Annotated in this window: 13 protein-coding genes and 1 tRNA gene; 6 read left to right on the top strand and 8 right to left on the bottom strand. The window is 62.5% G+C overall.

Annotated features, from left to right (window positions below):
* Positions 1 to 227 precede the first annotated feature (227 nt).
* The 5 genes from G572_RS0103905 to G572_RS22390 form a co-directional block, all read right to left on the bottom strand.
* The gene (locus G572_RS0103905) at positions 228 to 869 is read right to left on the bottom strand and encodes an ATP-dependent Clp protease proteolytic subunit (protein ID WP_029057359.1); all 642 of its coding nucleotides are present in this window, start codon (positions 867 to 869) and stop codon (positions 228 to 230) included.
* Between the two features lie 280 nt (positions 870 to 1,149).
* On the bottom strand, positions 1,150 to 2,496 hold the full coding sequence (gene tig / locus G572_RS0103910) for a trigger factor (RefSeq protein WP_029057360.1): 1,347 nt from the start codon (positions 2,494 to 2,496) through the stop codon (positions 1,150 to 1,152).
* A 95-nt stretch (positions 2,497 to 2,591) separates the two neighbouring features.
* Positions 2,592 to 2,676 (bottom strand) — tRNA-Leu (locus tag G572_RS0103915).
* Positions 2,677 to 2,780: 104 nt separating this feature from the next.
* Positions 2,781 to 4,310 carry a bifunctional ADP-dependent NAD(P)H-hydrate dehydratase/NAD(P)H-hydrate epimerase gene (locus G572_RS0103920; protein WP_051241657.1) on the bottom strand — a complete coding sequence of 510 codons (1,530 nt, stop codon included), beginning with the start codon at positions 4,308 to 4,310 and terminating at the stop codon, positions 2,781 to 2,783.
* A gap of 23 nt (positions 4,311 to 4,333) precedes the next feature.
* The gene (locus G572_RS22390; RefSeq protein WP_037545254.1) at positions 4,334 to 4,747 is read right to left on the bottom strand and encodes a VOC family protein; all 414 of its coding nucleotides are present in this window, start codon (positions 4,745 to 4,747) and stop codon (positions 4,334 to 4,336) included.
* 371 nt (positions 4,748 to 5,118) lie between these two features.
* On the opposite strand from G572_RS22390, the gene G572_RS0103930 reads away from it, so the two are divergent.
* From G572_RS0103930 to G572_RS25835, 3 genes are all read left to right on the top strand, one after another.
* Positions 5,119 to 5,457 carry a P-II family nitrogen regulator gene (locus tag G572_RS0103930; RefSeq protein ID WP_029057362.1) on the top strand — a complete coding sequence of 113 codons (339 nt, stop codon included), beginning with the start codon at positions 5,119 to 5,121 and terminating at the stop codon, positions 5,455 to 5,457.
* Positions 5,458 to 5,548: 91 nt separating this feature from the next.
* Positions 5,549 to 6,958: a type I glutamate--ammonia ligase gene (gene glnA, locus G572_RS0103935; RefSeq protein ID WP_029057363.1), complete on the top strand. Its 1,410-nt coding sequence runs from the start codon at positions 5,549 to 5,551 to the stop codon at positions 6,956 to 6,958.
* A 172-nt stretch (positions 6,959 to 7,130) separates the two neighbouring features.
* Entirely contained in the window at positions 7,131 to 8,408 is a 1,278-nt protein-coding gene (locus G572_RS25835) for a hypothetical protein (protein WP_084649858.1), read from the top strand.
* Positions 8,409 to 8,596: 188 nt separating this feature from the next.
* Here the strand turns inward: G572_RS25835 and G572_RS0103945 are convergent, their stop codons facing one another.
* Positions 8,597 to 9,421, bottom strand: a complete 825-nt coding sequence (locus G572_RS0103945; RefSeq protein WP_029057364.1) for a cyclase family protein — start codon at positions 9,419 to 9,421, stop codon at positions 8,597 to 8,599.
* A gap of 140 nt (positions 9,422 to 9,561) precedes the next feature.
* Between G572_RS0103945 and G572_RS0103950 the strand changes: the two genes are divergently transcribed.
* The 3 genes from G572_RS0103950 (at position 9,562) to G572_RS0103960 (ending at position 13,318) form a co-directional block, all read left to right on the top strand.
* Complete coding sequence (locus G572_RS0103950; protein WP_037545256.1) at positions 9,562 to 11,496, top strand: ABC-F family ATP-binding cassette domain-containing protein; 1,935 nt, start codon at positions 9,562 to 9,564, stop codon at positions 11,494 to 11,496.
* A 444-nt stretch (positions 11,497 to 11,940) separates the two neighbouring features.
* The gene (locus tag G572_RS0103955; RefSeq protein ID WP_156884466.1) at positions 11,941 to 12,576 is read left to right on the top strand and encodes a hypothetical protein; all 636 of its coding nucleotides are present in this window, start codon (positions 11,941 to 11,943) and stop codon (positions 12,574 to 12,576) included.
* A 19-nt stretch (positions 12,577 to 12,595) separates the two neighbouring features.
* Positions 12,596 to 13,318 carry a hypothetical protein gene (locus tag G572_RS0103960; protein ID WP_029057367.1) on the top strand — a complete coding sequence of 241 codons (723 nt, stop codon included), beginning with the start codon at positions 12,596 to 12,598 and terminating at the stop codon, positions 13,316 to 13,318.
* Between the two features lie 27 nt (positions 13,319 to 13,345).
* Here the strand turns inward: G572_RS0103960 and G572_RS22395 are convergent, their stop codons facing one another.
* Both G572_RS22395 and G572_RS0103970 read right to left on the bottom strand, forming a co-directional pair.
* The gene (locus G572_RS22395; protein ID WP_037545742.1) at positions 13,346 to 14,065 is read right to left on the bottom strand and encodes a class I SAM-dependent methyltransferase; all 720 of its coding nucleotides are present in this window, start codon (positions 14,063 to 14,065) and stop codon (positions 13,346 to 13,348) included.
* Positions 14,062 to 14,511 carry a DNA polymerase III subunit chi gene (locus G572_RS0103970; RefSeq protein ID WP_029057368.1) on the bottom strand — a complete coding sequence of 150 codons (450 nt, stop codon included), beginning with the start codon at positions 14,509 to 14,511 and terminating at the stop codon, positions 14,062 to 14,064. The genes G572_RS22395 and G572_RS0103970 overlap by 4 nt, the downstream gene beginning before the upstream one ends.
* Between the last annotated feature and the right edge of the window lie 549 nt (positions 14,512 to 15,060).

Raw genomic sequence — 15,060 nt, forward strand, 5'->3', positions numbered from 1 at the left:
TAAACCCCGCGTGGTTCGGAAGATCCGGTGATCTTCCGGTCTGTCTTATAAAGGAAAACGCGCCCCGGCGTCTTCCCGTCCGGGCTTCGGGCCGTCGGCGAACCCGCGAACCATCCCGAATGTCACCATGCTTCCACCTTAAAAATCAACATTCGTTTAAGGCAAACGCACGAACCCGGTTTTGCCCGGCGCCCGGGCATTCAGCCCGGGCGGCTGCATCAATCCGGTTACTTAGAGGCGTCGCCGCCCCCGCCAAGGCTGGCGCGGTCGGTGATCACTTCATCGACGATGCCGAAGGACTTCGCCATATCGGCCGTCATGAAGTTGTCGCGCTCCAGCGCGGCCTCGACCGCGTCGAGCGACTGCCCCGTGTGCTTGACATAGATTTCGTTCAATCGCTGCTTCAGCTTCAGGATTTCCTGGGCATGCAGCATGATGTCCGCTGCCTGGCCACGGAAACCGCCGGAAGGCTGGTGCACCATGACCCGCGCGTTGGGCAGCGAAAACCGCATGTCCTTGGCGCCGGCGGCAAGCAGCAGCGACCCCATGGAGGCAGCCTGGCCGATGCACAGCGTCGACACTTCGGGGCGGATGAACTGCATCGTGTCGTAGATGGCCAGCCCCGATGTCACGAGCCCGCCGGGCGAATTGATGTAGAGCGAAATCTCCTTCGACGGGTTTTCCGCCTCCAGGTAGAGGAGCTGGGCGCAAATCAGCGTCGCCAGATGATCCTCGACCGGACCGGTCAGGAAAATGATCCGCTCCTTCAAAAGCCGCGAGTAGATATCGAACGCGCGTTCGCCCCGATTCGTCTGCTCGACAACCATCGGGACAAGAGAGTTCACGGCGAAATCGATAGGATCCTTCATGCCTCGTCCATGCTTTGGCGGAGCGCCCCTGTCCGTCGGTGCCGGCACCGTGTGCCTTGTACCTTCGAACCCCGTGGCCGGTGTGCGACGGGCGGTGCGCTCTCGGTCTCGGTCTGAGTCGAAAAAAGCGACACCCATTCATAAGGGATGTCGCCTTGATCCGAAAGATAGGTGCTGATGAGACACCGACAAGGGTTAAGAACGTCTCTGCCCTTGCCTGACCGGTCCGCCCCGCCAGCACGGGCGGAGCGGAACGGCCTTGTCGTAAGGCCCGCGGGATTTACGCCGCGGCGTCGTCCTCGTCCTCGGCCATCAGCTCGTCCTTGGTCACCGTCTTGTCGGTGACCTGGGCGAGCTCGAGGATATAGTCGACGACCTTCTCTTCATAGATCGGCGCCTGGATGCTGGCGAGGGCCTGCGGATTGCTCCGATAATATTCGAAGACTTCCTTTTCCTGGCCCGGGAACTGGCGAACGCGCTCGTAGAGGGCCTTCTGGACCTCGTCGTCGCTCACCTTCACCTCGTTGCGGTCGCCCACTTCCGACAGCACCAGACCGAGACGCACGCGACGCTCCGCGATCTTGCGGTATTCCGCGCGGCTTTCCTCTTCCGAGGCGCCCTCGTCCTCGAAGGACTTGCCTTCGCGCTGCATGTCCGCCTCGACCTGGCGCCACACGCCGTCGAACTCGGACAGGACCAGCCGCTCGGGCAGATCGAAGGTGTAGATCTCGTCGAGCTTGTCGAGCAGCTGACGCTTGACCTTTTGACGGGTCATCGCGCCGTACTGGCTCTCGATCTGGCCGCGGATGATCTCCTTGAGCTTGTCCAGCCCTTCAAGACCCAGCCCCTTGGCGAACTCGTCGTCGATCTTCATCTCGCCCGGCGCCTGGACTTCCTTGACGACGATGTCGAAGGTCACCGGCTTGCCGGCGAGATGCTTGGCGGGATAGTCCTCGGGGAAGCTGACCTCGATGGTCTTTTCGTCGCCGGCCTTCAGGCCGACGAGCTGCTCCTCGAAGCCGGGGATGAACTGGTTCGAGCCGATGACCAGCTGGCCGTTCTCGTCGGCACCGCCCTCGAAGGGCTCGCCGTCGAGCTTGCCGAGGTAGCTCATCACAACCCGGTCGCCATCGGCCGCGGCACCGTCCTTCGTCTCGAAGGGCTTGTTGTTTTCCGCGATCTGCTTGATCTGCTCGTCGACTTCCGCCTCTTCGATCTCGACGATCGGACGCTCGAGCTCGAGCGTCTTGAAGTCGATGATCTCGAATTCCGGCAGGATGTCGTAGCTCATCGTGTAGGCGATGTCGGACGATCCCGAGAGGATCGCCTCCGCATCGTCTCCCGGCAAATCGATTTCGGGCTGCAAAGCCGGCTTCTCATTGCGATCCTCGACCGCCTTGCGGGTGGTCTCGGTGATCATTTCATTGAGGATCTCGGCGGTGGCCTGACGGCCGTACATCCGCTTCATGTGGCCCATCGGCACCTTGCCCGGCCGGAAGCCGTTGATGCGGACCTTGCCCTTGAGATCTTCGAGATATGTATCGAGGCGGCTTGCAAGCTCAGACGCCGGAATGACGACTTTCAGTTCGCGTTTCAGCCCCTCGGCCAGCGTTTCGGTTACCTGCATGGTCGTGTGCTTCGTCCTTGATAGAGAACGTCTTTCCGACAGCTCGTTCGAAAATGTTGCCCTGTTTCGGGTTTGCTTCGGGTTCAGGCTCGACGTGGTGCGGGCGGAGGGACTTGAACCCCCACGGCTTGCGCCACCAGAACCTAAATCTGGCGTGTCTACCAGTTCCACCACGCCCGCGACGTGCAAAAGGCGCCTAAAACCGAGGCGCGGCCTCTATAGCACCCCGATTGAGCGGGTCAAAGGAAAAACCGGGGTGCCCGCCCGCCTTGCCACAGGCGATTTCAAACCGCCCGCCCGGACCCGTTTTCCGCAGGCCGAAGCGCCGGATCCGCAAGGACGCCACGAAGAGCCGGCTCAAGATCCTCCGCGGTCATGGCGGCGCCGCACGACTGCCCGGCCGCCCCGTGGACCCAGACAGCCATTGCCGCCGCCTCGAAGGCGGGCATGCCGCGGGCCAGCAATCCGGCCGCGATCCCGGTCAGTACATCGCCGGAGCCGGCTGTTGCCAGCCAGGGCGGTGCGTTGTCGTTGATCGCCGCCCGTCCGTCGGGCGCGGCGATCACCGTATCGGCCCCCTTGAGGACGACAACGGCGCCGCTGCGGCTGGCGGCCCTGCGCGCCCGCTCCAGCTTGGACGGAACCTCGCCGGACCGGAGATCGGGAAAAAGCCGCGCGAACTCGCCGTCATGCGGGGTCAGGACGGTGGCGGGAGGCCTTTTCCCCTCCGCCCCTCCGCGCGCGGAAATCTGCGCGAAGAGTGCCTCCCGGTCGCTCGAAAAACTGGTCAGCGCATCGGCGTCGAGCACGACATCGGCCCCGCTTGAAAGGCAGGCCCCGACGAGCGCGCGCGTGGCGTCGCCAATCCCGGCACCGGGGCCGATGGCGACGGCGGAAAACCGCGGATCCTCAAGGATCTGTGCAAGCCCTGCCGCGCCCTTGAACGACGTCAGCATCACCGCGGTCAGATGCATGGCATTGACCAGGGCGGCCGATGGCGGCGTCGCGACACTGACCAGACCGGCGCCCGCGCGCAGCGCCGCGCCCGCGGCAAGGCGCGCCGCGCCGGTGGACAGCGCGGGCCCCGACACGACCAGCGCGTGACCGCGCGTGTATTTGTGCCCGGAAAGGCCGGGCGCAGGACAGGCAGGCAACCACAGGTCCGGTCCGTTGCGCCAGGCCGTGACGCCGATCTGCGTCAGCACCTCCCCGGCGATACCGATATCCACCACCTCGACCGACCCGCAAAGCTCACGACCGGGCAAAAGCACATGCCCGGGTTTCGGCCGAAAGAAAGTGATCGTGCGCGTCGCCTCGACCGCACACCCCATGGCCTGACCGTTCGCCCCGTTGAGGCCGGAGGGAAGGTCGACCGCAAGTACGGGCACGCGGCTTTCGTTGATGCGCGCGACGGCAGACGCTACCGCGCCGCCGAGCGGTCGGGCGAGACCGGCACCGAAGAGGGCATCGATCACCAATCCGGCCTCGGCAAGCGCCGTCGCCAGGGCATCCTCTTCCAGCACCGCAGCGCGCACCCCGCCGGCTTCCATGGCCTCCAGCGCAAGCCGCGCATCGCCCGAGATCTTGTCGCGCGCTCCCGAAAGCAGCACCTCGACCCGGTATCCCCTCCGGCGCAGAAAGCGCGCCGCGACAAACCCGTCGCCACCGTTGTTGCCGGGACCGGCAAGCACCAGCACCGGCGTGTCATGGCGCGCCATCCGGCAAGCCGTGTCGGCGACCGCCCGTCCGGCTGTGGTCATAAGGTCGATCCCGGCAATCCCGCCGTCGATCGCCAGCCCGTCGGCTCGTCCCATCTCGGCAGGCGTCAGAAGCTCGCTCACGCCGCGTCCCCGGTTCCGCCCGCGAGAACGACTTCCTGCGGCTCGGACAACTCGATGAGATTGCCGTCGGGATCGCGGATATAGACAGAGCGAAGCGGCGACCAGGCGCCGGTCCGCGACACCGGCCCCTCCTCAATCGGGACACCCGCCAGATCGAGGCGGGCGATCACCGCATCGAGCGCCTCGACGAGAAAACACAGATCCGCCGCCCCGGGCGTGGGGACACGCGCCGCGGGCGACACTTCCGCGCCCGCCTCGTGCAGGCTTATCTTCTGGGCACCGAAACGCAACGCCCGGCGCCCGCCGCCGAAAACGACCTCCTCCATCCCGAGAACGCGACTGTAAAAGGCGACCGTCGCGTCGAGATCGGTCACGGTCAACACGATGTGATCGAGGGCTGAAACACGCATCTCTTTCTCCTGCCATCCTGCACGTCCGATCCGCCCCTCCGGACCCGCCCGCCACCGGCGGCCGAGGAAGCACGATCCGGATCCGCAGGGCAGTGTCACCCCAAGCGCGACCCGCGCGCAACCGCAGCCGGTGCCGCATGATCCGCCACGCCAAGCAGGCGGATGCGTCCATTTTTTATGCAATCTGCACATTTTAAAGGCAGCAAGACTGCCTCATTGTCCCGAAGCCTCTGGAATCCCCGCGTAAACTGCCCGAAATGCGGGCTGTTTTTTCCGCAGGCGCGTTTGGCACGCTGCGTGCTAATCAGGAGGGAGCTCAGGCCCGCAACGGCCGGCATTTCTTAACCGAGCGACGCGAAATGGCGGAGGCGATGAAGAAAATCGAGGCAATTATCAAGCCGTTCAAGCTTGATGAGGTCAAGGAGGCCCTCCAGGAGGTCGGCCTCCAGGGCATCACCGTGACCGAGGCCAAGGGCTTCGGGCGCCAGAAGGGCCACACCGAACTCTATCGCGGCGCCGAATACGTGGTGGACTTCCTTCCCAAGGTCAAAGTCGAGATCGTCCTCACCGACGATCTGGTGGACAAGGCCGTGGAAGCGATCCGCAACGCGGCGCAGACGGGCCGGATCGGCGACGGCAAGATCTTCGTTTCCACGATCGAGGACGCCGTGCGCATTCGCACCGGCGAAACCGGCACGGACGCCATCTAGGGGCGTCAGACAGCCGACCTCCCTGCCGCCGGACGCGCTTCGGCGGCCTTATCACCCCAACGGTTACTCAAGAACGACAGGGAAGCACTACATGACGAGCGCCACTGAAATTCTCAAGGAAATCAAGGAAAAGGACATCAAGTTCGTCGACCTTCGGTTTTCCGATCCGCGCGGCAAGATGCAGCATGTGACCATGGACGCCGGCCTTGTCGACGAGGACATGTTCGCCGAGGGCGTGGCGTTCGACGGATCCTCCATCGCCGGCTGGAAGGCGATCAACGAGTCCGACATGATGCTGGTGCTCGATCCCGAGACCGCACACGTCGATCCTTTCTTCGCCCAGTCCACGATGGCGATCATCTGCGACGTCGTCGACCCGATCTCCGGCGAGGCCTACAACCGCGATCCGCGCACGACCGCCAAGAAGGCCGAGGCCTACATGAAGTCGCTCGGCGTCGGCGACACCGTGTATGTCGGCCCGGAAGCCGAGTTCTTCATTTTCGACGACGTCCGTTTCTCGACCGAGCCCTATGACACCGGCTTCCAGATCGACAGCACCGAGTTGCCGTCGAACATGGGCTCTGAGTATGACACGGGCAACCTCGGCCACCGTCCGCGCAACAAGGGCGGCTATTTCCCGGTTCCGCCGATCGACAGCTGCCAGGACATCCGCTCCGAGATGCTCACCGTCCTCACCGAGATGGGCGTGACCGTCGAGAAGCACCACCACGAAGTGGCAGCGGCCCAGCATGAGCTTGGCATCATGTTCGACACGCTGACCCGCAACGCCGACAAGATGCAGATCTACAAGTACGTCGTGCATCAGGTTGCCCACGCCTATGGCAAGACGGCCACCTTCATGCCCAAGCCGGTGTTCGGCGACAACGGCACCGGCATGCATGTGCATCTGTCGATCTGGAAGGACGGCACCCCGACCTTCGCCGGCAACCAGTATGCCGACCTGTCGGAGACCTGCCTCTACTACATCGGCGGCATCCTGAAGCACGCCAAGGCGCTGAACGCCTTCACCAACCCCTCGACCAACTCCTACAAGCGTCTGGTCCCGGGCTACGAGGCTCCGGTTCTGCTGGCCTACTCGTCGCGCAACCGCTCGGCGTCCTGCCGCATTCCGTTCACCTCCTCGCCCAAGGCCAAGCGCGTCGAGGTGCGTTTCCCGGATCCCTCCGCGAACCCGTACCTGTGCTTCGCAGCCATCCTGATGGCCGGCCTCGACGGCATCAAGAACAAGATCCATCCGGGCGACGCGATGGACAAGAACCTCTACGACCTGCCGCCGGAAGAGCTGAAGGACATCCCGACCGTTTGCGCCTCGCTGCGTGAAGCGCTGGAATCGCTGGATGCCGACCGCGACTTCCTCAAGGCCGGCGGCGTGATGGACGACGACCAGATCGATGCCTACATCAGCTTGAAGATGGAAGAGAACATGCGCTTCGAAATGACGCCGCATCCGGTCGAGTACGACCTGTACTACTCCGTCTAAGTCTTGTCCCTGCCCCTTGCGGGCGGATGTGGACGAAGAAACCCCCGGCGGGAAACCGCCGGGGGTTTTTGGTTCTCGGGTAGTGCATGAAGCTCACTTGAGCCCTTGCACCGATCTGTTTTTGTGTCCAAATATTGTTAACGAATCGAAATAAGTTACGTTGGACAGACCGATGGTCTATGGGCGCAGCAGAAGCAATCTACTATTCAGTGAACATGACGGTTTTTCGATCATAGAAAATCAAAAAACCCAATTATTATCTGAAGTTTCCGGGATACCTGAATCTCGATTTCTAAATACCTCCGCTGAGGATCTGGTTCGCTACCTTGTCGATAGGTACCAGCTTGAAGTGCCTGAACTGGATGTGGAGAATGCCGTTGTCGATCAACATGAGGCGATAGTCGGCGTCCACGGACCTGGGTACAGATTAGCCCGGGGAGAGACCTGTTCTGCGCCTGGAACGCAAGTGACCTTGGAAGTGCCGTTTACCGGCGATCCTCAAATGTTCAAAATCCGACCGTCCACCTTCAACCTTTCGCCACCTCGAGCTGAAATCAGGGGCCAGTCCATCATTCTTGTACAAAGCGGAACCCAGCTTAGTGGGGACGAGGTTCAAGCTGGTTTTGACCGATCGTTAAAGGACATTGGTCAATATCTTAATTGGCAGCGAAGTGACACCCGTAGTTTTAATGATAAACTCCCCACCCTGGCAAGACAAACGATTGAACAGCGACGCGAAAAACTTCTAGCCAATCAGAACTTGTTATCTGGCCTAAGGTTTAAGTTAAAAGAACGCGCAGACGCTCCACAGGCCTACGCCGCACCTCTCAAGCGCAAACGAATAAACCCGCAACTGCCTCCTGCCTCAACCGCACCATACAGACCAGAACCAGTCCTACCGGAGGACGACTACAACAACATACTCAAGATCATTCAGGACATGACACTTGTGATGGAGCGAAGCCCTGCTGCATTCTCTCGTATGGGCGAGGAAGACATTCGCCAGCATTTTTTAGTGCAACTAAATGGGCAGTATGAAGGCAAAGCGACCGGCGAGACATTCAATGCTGAAGGTAAGACGGACATCCTAATAAGGCACGAGGGGCGCAATTTATTTATCGCCGAGTGCAAATTCTGGCGCGGGGAGAAAGCTCACCTTGAGACAATCAACCAAGTTCTCTCCTACCTATCTTGGCGAGACACAAAAACTGCTGTCATTGTGTTTAACAAGAACCGAGACTTTTCTGGAGTCCTTCAAAAAATTTCTGAAGCTACTCAACAGCATGCGCAGTTCAAATCGGGACCAAAAATTGAGAATGAAACGTGTTTTCGTTATGTCTTCGGTCAGCGTGACGACCCCAATCGAGAGGTCATCCTTACTGTGCTAGCTTTCGATGTTCCACACCATGAAAAAACTCCGACGGCAAAACCGCGCATTCGTCGGATTTAGATTCGCTGTTGCTCGTTTTTCCTCTTATTCCATTCAGTTCAGAGACAGCGCTGTATTCACGGCGCCGTCTCTGACGCGATACAACGTAAGGGCCTATAGCCGACCGCTCCCGTAACGCAATGCACCAGCCAAAATACATTCGAAACGATTGGCAGCACCTCGGGGACCGTCACTAAGAGCACACTACCTCAAACCAGCGCGATCACCCGGCTCGGGCCGCCGGTGGCGCCCTTGATCTTCGGTGCGCCGACGACGAGCGTAGCGCCGGTGGCGGGCACCTCGTCGAGGCCGGCGAGACATTCGATCCCCCAGCGCTCCGTCGGAAGCCAGGCGTAATGCGTGTCGAAGGTTTTGGAGGCTCCGAAGTCGAGCGACAGCGTGTCCACCGCCATGCCGACCACGCCCTTTTCCATCATGTACATCGCCGCCTCCCTGGAAAAGCCCGGGAAATGCATCACGCCCTCGGCATCCGCGTTGCGGAATTTCTCGCTGCCGACATGCGCGGCCCAGCCCGAGTTCATCGCCACGCAGCCGCCTTCGGGCAGCGGACCGTGGGCCTCTTCATGGGCCTTCAGGTCTTCGACCGTCACCTGATAGTCCGGGTCGGCGGCCGCCTTTTCCCGCACATCGACCACGGCAAGCGGCACGACAAGCTGGTCGAGCGCGATCTCGTCCGACGTCTTGCCGTCGGCGGAAAAATGGATCGGCGCGTCAAGATGCGTACCGGTGTGTTCCACGACGTGCCATGTGTACATGTTGAAGCCGTCCGTCTCGAAGGACGTCATGCGCTCCATTTCCAGCCCCGGCTTACCGAAAAAGGTCGGAAAATCCGCCATCAGGTCATGCGTGAGGTCGACCGCCTTCGAAAAATTCAACGCCTGCGCCCGGGCGGCACGCGGCGGCGGAAAGGCGGTGAAGGCAGCGGCGCCGGCCGCGACGCCGGCAACCCCTTTCAGCAGACCGCGCCGGCTCAGACGCTGCGCGACGGTTTCCTGACATCCTGGAACACACATGCTGCTTTCTCCTCTGGTTTTGTCGGTCGCCAACATCCTAGGCTGCGAAGGTCGCGGGTTACAATTCCCGGCTTCATCATCGACGCACGACTGCGCGTGCCCCCTTGCGCCCCGGCGCATTTGCGGCCATTGATCCGCCCATGTTGCAGATCACCGACCTCACCTTTCGCATCGCCGGGCGTACGCTCCTCGACAACGCCAGCGTCACCCTTCCCGCAGGCTCCAAGGCCGGCTTCGTCGGCCGCAACGGCGCCGGCAAGTCGACGCTGTTTCGCCTGATCACCGGGGAGAGCGCGCCGGAAAGCGGCGAGATCCAGATGCCCAAGGGCATCCGCATCGGCCAGGTCGCCCAGGAGGCGCCGGGAACCGAACAGTCGCTGATGGAGGTGGTGCTGGCCGCCGACACCGAGCGCGCACAGCTTCTGGAAGAGGCCGAAACGGCAACGGATCCGCACCGCATCGCCGAAGTCCACACGCGGCTTGCCGACATCGACGCCCATACGGCAGAGGCGCGCGCGGCGCGTATCCTGTCGGGTCTCGGCTTCGATTCCGACGCGCAGGCGCGCCCCTGCTCCGCATTCTCCGGTGGCTGGCGCATGCGCGTCGCGCTCGCCGCGGTGCTGTTTTCCGAGCCAGATCTCCTGCTTCTCGACGAGCCGACCAACTATCTCGATCTGGAAGGCACGATGTGGCTGGAGAATTATGTCTCCCGCTATCCGCACCAGGTTCTGCTGATCAGCCACGACCGCGACCTTTTGAACAAGGCGGTCGATTCCATCGTGCATCTCGACCAGCTCAAGCTCACCTTCTACCGCGGCGGCTTCGACAGTTTCGACCGCCAGCGCCGCGAAACCATGATGCTGCAGGAAAAGAGCCGCGAGAAGCAGGAAGCCCAGCGCAAGCACATGCAGGCCTTCGTCGACCGCTTCCGGGCCAAGGCGAGTAAGGCACGCCAGGCGCAGTCGCGGCTGAAGATGCTGGAAAAGATGGAGCCGATCGCCGGCATTCGCGGCGCCGAAGCCCTGCCGATCTCCTTCCCCGCCCCTGTCGGCACACTCGCGCCGCCGATCATCCGCCTCGACAATGTGTCGGCCGGCTACGGCGACACCACGGTCTTGTCGAACCTCGCGCTCAACATCGACAACGACGACCGCATTGCCCTGCTCGGCGCCAACGGCAACGGCAAGTCGACCTTCGCCAAGCTGATTGCGGGCCGTCTGAAGGAGCAGTCCGGCACAATCACCCGCGCCAAGAAGATGAATGTCGCCTTCTTCGCCCAGCACCAGCTCGACGATCTCATTCCCGCCGACAGCCCCGTGGCCCATGTGCGCAAGCTCATGCCGGACGCCGCCGAATCGAAGGTCCGCTCGCGCGTCAACCGCTTCGGCCTGCCGACCAGCCGCATGGACACGCCCGCCCAGGATCTCTCCGGCGGCGAGAAGGCCCGCCTGCTGCTCGGCCTTGCGACCTTCGAGGGGCCGCACCTGCTGATCCTCGACGAACCGACCAACCACCTCGACATCGAAAGCCGCGAGGCGCTGATCCAGGCGGTCAACGAATATGAAGGCGCGGTGATTCTGATCTCGCACGACCGGCATCTGGTCGAGGCCTGCGCCGACCGGCTCTGGCTCGTCGCCAATGGCGGGGTGTCGAGCTTCGAAGGCGACATGGAGGACTACCGCCGGCTGATCCTGCAAAAGGACCGACCGAACAAGAACGGCAAGGCGAAGCAGGCGGCCGCGGAAAAGGCCGCCGCCGAGGAAGCTGCGAAACAGGACGAGCCGGAAGACCCGCGCAGCGCACAGGAGCGGCGCAAGGACGCGGCCGAACGGCGCTCGCGGCTTGCCCCCTTGCGCAAGGAAATCAAGGCGGCGGAAGCCGAAATCGCGCGCATCCAGTCAAAGATGGAAAAGCTCGACGCGGCGCTTGCCGATCCCGATTTCTTCCTGAAGGACGGAGAACGCGCGGCAAAATTCGTCAAGGAACGCGCGTTTCTGGAAAAGAAACTCGCCAAGACGGAGCAAGGCTGGCTGGAGTTGTCCAGCGAATACGAAGGAGCGACGGCGCAAGGGTAGCGGGAGACGACTTTCGAAGCCAAGTAAAAGACAATGCAATCCGTTGCGACGATATTGGGAAATCTGCAGCTGAGCAGAGTTTCGCCGACAAACGCAAACGGATGTGTCCATCGCTCGCCCCCCTCTTGGTTTCGCCCGTTTGCGCCGCTGCCCGCACGAATGCCCCGGCCTTCCTGACCGGCGTCGCGCCCCTTACGCTTTCCGGCTGGGGCGCATACGCCAACAACGGCAAAGGGCACGGAAACGAAAACGGCGGGGCCAGGGCTCCGCCGTTTTTGCTGAGCAGCAACGACGGCACCGTCACACAATTCTCTTTTCCGGGAACAATCAGATGGACGCAATCTGAGGCTGCGCATAGTCTTGCCGCAAGGGAAAGAAAAGCAGCCTGGAGCGATGTCTGATCCGCAACGCCAAATAGCCGATGTGCTTCTGGACAGCGCTATCGTGATAGCGCCTCTCGCCCTGGGCTATTTCGCCGGCATCGCCTATCTCGACGCTTTTCTGTCGGCCTTTTCCATCTCCATCCATGAAGTCGATGCGCCGCTCGCGACAATTGTCGCGCACTCCTACAACGTGTTCATACACAATGCATTTCTTGCAAAACTGACCCTGACGGGCGTTGGCGCGCTGGGACTCGCGCTGGGTTTCGCATGGCTGCGCAAGACCGAAACGATCCCGAAGGACACGCCGTTTCGTGCCTTCATCCTTTGCGTGCTTCCGGTCGTTGCGTTCATCCTGTTCATAAGCGTCAAGGCAAGCGCGGAGGAAACCGCGCGCACCACGGCCCATCGCATATGGCACGAGCAGGGAGCCGTAACGTCTCCGCGGAATTCCTTCGCCATCACCGACAACGCTTTAAGCGTGCGCCAGAGGCTTCGACTATCGACTTGCCTTCAAGGTGCCGTGATCAAGCACGTCATCGCAATTCCCGAGAGGTCCTATGCCCTTTGCGTCATCGGCAAGGAAGGGTTTCTCCTCACCCACGTAACGGCAAGCGATCGCTATCTGCCGATCCGCAATATGTCACCCTGCGCAGCCGCAAACTGGCAGGAGACAACCTTTTGCGCATCCGACCGCTAGCTGAGAGGGAAGCAAAGACATGAAGCGCGCAGCACTTTTCACTCTGGCCACCCTTTGGATGCCGTTTTCGCCGGCGCTGTCGCAACCAGCCTCCGAAGAGGCGATCCGGCAACTCTCGGAGCGTGTGTCAGACATCATCGAGAGACTGGAGACCGAAAGGAGCGGCGATGCGTTTGCAGCCGTTCGCCAAGTCAGCAACGGCGTGCGCATGGACGGCGACAATCCGTTGGGACAGTTCTTCCCGGTTCCCGGAACCGAGACGGTCAACTTTCAGGAATGCGGCTCAAGCGAGAGCGAGGTGATCGCCGCCAGCCTTGTGGAACCGACCAAGGAGGTCTGCAAGTCCCGGCCAGGGACAGCAACGCCGAGCATCCCGCATTTTGCCTCCACGCGCTGGACCTTCGACCCAAACAAGAACGGCTACACGGTAACAACGGCCCCGGGCACGGGAGACACACCGCGCACAGTGGCCTTCGTCGACTGCGCGAGCGTGCCGACGGCACTCATCGTTGCAGCGGAAAAGGCAGTGAAGGGAACCGAAGGTGTTGCCGGTTCGAGAGAAACGCTGAGCGCGCTCGACGTTCCGGAGGGTCAGGGGACAGAGACCGCCGCAACGGACCGGCCAACGCATGAGCAATGCCGAGACGCCAGCGAGTTCTGGACGCTTCAATCGGCGGGCGTTCCGATGGTCAGCGACAACAGGCTCTTCGGTGTCACCCGGGAGGCCCCGCCGTTCATGTGAGCCCGGGCGAGACCGCAGGTCCTGCCCTCACGCCGCCTTCACATAGACCGCGCGGATGTGCGGGATGATGCGCTCGCCCTTTTGCACGTCATAGGCTGTCGATTCGCTCAGGCGAAGACCTGCCGCCTCGAAACCGGACAGTTCACCGGGCGACAATGGCCAGGGCGGACCGGAGGTCTCGACGCCGTCCGCCCGCGAGCGGGTCAGGACCAGAAGCCGGCCGCCCGGTTTCACAAGCCTTGCCAAAGCGGCAAAAGAGGCTTCACGCAAATCGCCATGCAGCGCCTGCACCGTGTAGCATTCGTGCACCAGATCGAAAGCGTCGGCCCAGTCGGTCGGCGGCGCAAAGAGGTCGGCTGCGGTGTAGTGAACGGGCGATCCCGGAAACCGCTGGCGCGCCCAGTCGATGGCGCGCTGCGCAAGATCGAAAGCGGTCGTCTTATAGCCGGCCGCCGCCAGCGCCTCGGCGTTGTCGCCAAGGCCGCAGCCGACATCGAGCGCCCGTGCCCCTCCGCCCGGATGGTCGCCAAGCCAGTCGACAAGAGCCGCCTTGGGCGCAAGGTCAGCCCAGGGCACGGCCGCCGCGTCTCCCTCCGCCGTGTCATAAACGGCGTTGAACCATGCACACCGGTCGTCCTTGTCGCCGCCTTTGGCGCCGAAGAGATCGTCGAGCCGGTCGCGCGCCGCATCCCGGCGTTCGGCGAACCGTGGATCGGCCGCACCTGTTCGGCTGTCGCGTCCGCTCATGCCTTCTTCTGCCATCGCCCGTCTTCCGTCTGTTGCCAGTAGGTCAATTCGTGCCCGGCCGCCTTCAGCGCCTTCCAGTGGCCCCGCGCGTCCGTGACCGCTTCCGGGTCATCGCCGTCGAACAGGAAGACACCGCGCGTGTAAGGCGACAGGTCGGGCGGCGCTGCGCGGTCGACGAGGAAACGGATGCTCGCGCCATTCGGATTGTCCGGCCCGTCGGTCAGAAAAACGGGCTGCCGGGCGCCCTCGCCGTCGGCTGCCGTTCCATGCGGCAGGAACGAGTCCTCGCGATAACTCCACAGCAGCGAATCGAGCGCCGTTACCCGTTCCGCCGATCCCGCCTGCACGACAACGCGCCAGTCGCGCTGCAGGCAGGTCTCCAGCAGACCAGGGAGGACATCCTCCAGCGGCTTGAGCGTCAGATGGTAGAAAAGCACTTCCGTCATAAGGACCTGGCTGTTGAAAACGGTGCGGGGACGGCCGCGACGCGAGCGCGACTGTGCGCCAGGTGCGGCCAATGCGCAACAGGTGCCCGGCCATGTGCCGCGCCACACGAAAGCGGCTTTGATTTCCGCTCAATTCCTCATTAACCGTTTCCCAACCCCGGCGCGGCACTCTGTCGACCGGGACAAGACCTTCGTGAAAGGCGTAAGGCTGTGGCACGGATCACAGCCGGCGCTTGGCGCGCGGGGCAGACTTGGGAAAGTCCGGGAACCATAGGGTCGGACGAACGGGAGACGACTTTGATGGCTGTGCGGATTGCCCTGTTTTTCGGACTTGTTCTTGGCCTTGCCGGCGTGACGACGGCCATGGGCACGGTCGTCGGCGAACCCTCAGGCACCTGCGTCGCCTACAAGACCTGCTGAGACGCGGCGCGAGAAACACCGCGCCGTCACAGCTTTAGGCCCGCCGAAAACCCGCCGTTTTGGCGGGTTTTTTCGTGCCTGCCGAGGCGCGTCAGACAGACAGCCGCACCTCCCGGGAAATGGCGGCGG

Origin of the sequence: Stappia stellulata DSM 5886 (assembly GCF_000423705.1) — a bacterium.
Taxonomy (GTDB): Bacteria; Pseudomonadota; Alphaproteobacteria; order Rhizobiales; family Stappiaceae; genus Stappia; species Stappia stellulata.

Bases quoted from the DNA above. Each gene is read 5' to 3' on its own strand.
- G572_RS0103905 (WP_029057359.1), bottom strand. From the start codon at position 869: ATGAAGGATCCTATCGATTTCGCCGTGAACTCTCTTGTCCCGATGGTT.
- tig (WP_029057360.1), bottom strand. From the start codon at position 2,496: ATGCAGGTAACCGAAACGCTGGCCGAGGGGCTGAAACGCGAACTGAAA.
- G572_RS0103920 (WP_051241657.1), bottom strand. From the start codon at position 4,310: ATGGGACGAGCCGACGGGCTGGCGATCGACGGCGGGATTGCCGGGATC.
- G572_RS22390 (WP_037545254.1), bottom strand. From the start codon at position 4,747: ATGCGTGTTTCAGCCCTCGATCACATCGTGTTGACCGTGACCGATCTC.
- G572_RS0103930 (WP_029057362.1), top strand. From the start codon at position 5,119: ATGAAGAAAATCGAGGCAATTATCAAGCCGTTCAAGCTTGATGAGGTC.
- glnA (WP_029057363.1), top strand. From the start codon at position 5,549: ATGACGAGCGCCACTGAAATTCTCAAGGAAATCAAGGAAAAGGACATC.
- G572_RS25835 (WP_084649858.1), top strand. From the start codon at position 7,131: ATGGTCTATGGGCGCAGCAGAAGCAATCTACTATTCAGTGAACATGAC.
- G572_RS0103945 (WP_029057364.1), bottom strand. From the start codon at position 9,421: ATGTGTGTTCCAGGATGTCAGGAAACCGTCGCGCAGCGTCTGAGCCGG.
- G572_RS0103950 (WP_037545256.1), top strand. From the start codon at position 9,562: ATGTTGCAGATCACCGACCTCACCTTTCGCATCGCCGGGCGTACGCTC.
- G572_RS0103960 (WP_029057367.1), top strand. From the start codon at position 12,596: ATGAAGCGCGCAGCACTTTTCACTCTGGCCACCCTTTGGATGCCGTTT.
- G572_RS22395 (WP_037545742.1), bottom strand. From the start codon at position 14,065: ATGAGCGGACGCGACAGCCGAACAGGTGCGGCCGATCCACGGTTCGCC.
- G572_RS0103970 (WP_029057368.1), bottom strand. From the start codon at position 14,511: ATGACGGAAGTGCTTTTCTACCATCTGACGCTCAAGCCGCTGGAGGAT.